The sequence below is a fragment of the Ligilactobacillus acidipiscis DSM 15836 genome (assembly GCF_001435755.1).
GTDB lineage: Bacteria > Bacillota > Bacilli > Lactobacillales > Lactobacillaceae > Ligilactobacillus > Ligilactobacillus acidipiscis.
Map to the genome: position 1 here is coordinate 1 of NZ_AZFI01000334.1, position 691 is coordinate 691.

Annotated in this window: 1 protein-coding gene; it reads right to left on the reverse strand. The window is 39.4% G+C overall.

The annotated features are described in order from the left end of the window. Window positions 1–7 precede the first annotated feature (7 nt). A complete protein-coding gene (locus FC65_RS10990) occupies window positions 8–541 on the reverse strand; it encodes a YdhK family protein (RefSeq protein ID WP_056972791.1) in 534 nt (177 codons plus the stop codon). Window positions 542–691 lie beyond the last annotated feature (150 nt).

A 691-nucleotide genomic window follows, 5' to 3' on the forward strand; every position in this document is an offset into this window, starting at 1 on the left:
TTTTCTATCAGTACCAAATATTATAGAACCCCTTTTTATCCCCGTTCGTTGGTTGATAGTTCACTATATAAGCCGGACCGCGCCTGATCTCAACGATCGTTGCCGAACTGTTTTTCATTCCAGGCATGTGGTCAGCACTTAAGGTCACCTTGTCACCTTTTTTGTACTCTTTGCGGTTACCTTCGATTTCATCGTTTGTGACCCACTTATGATCTTTAACAACTTTCTTGTCCGTCGTTGACTTATAATTTACTGCATACAATTTTGAATCATAAGCGTTTACGATCGTGGCAGCGGCGCCCTTCATACCTTCCATATGATCAGCACTTAATTTAACTTTAGTCCCGATTGCATATTTTGGATGTTTAGCCTTCTTTAAACCACTTACTTTTTTCGAATTTGAATGCTTATGCATCTCCATTTTTTCAGATGAATGACTGTGAGAAGATGAGTTTTTGTTTTGAGAAGACGTACTGGAACAGCCTACCACTAAAATCAACATTACTACTGCTGTGCATAAATACTGTACTAATCTTTTCAACTTTTCCACTCCTTTGTAGTCGAATTTTTCTGCTCTGTTTTTGTAGTCAGGCTCTGCAAGCAAGAAGTTCCGTCTATCTCACTTTCACAGTACAGTGCAAAAAACGCACTATACTATTAAAGCCCGATATACTCGCTTCTTCCCGCTTGC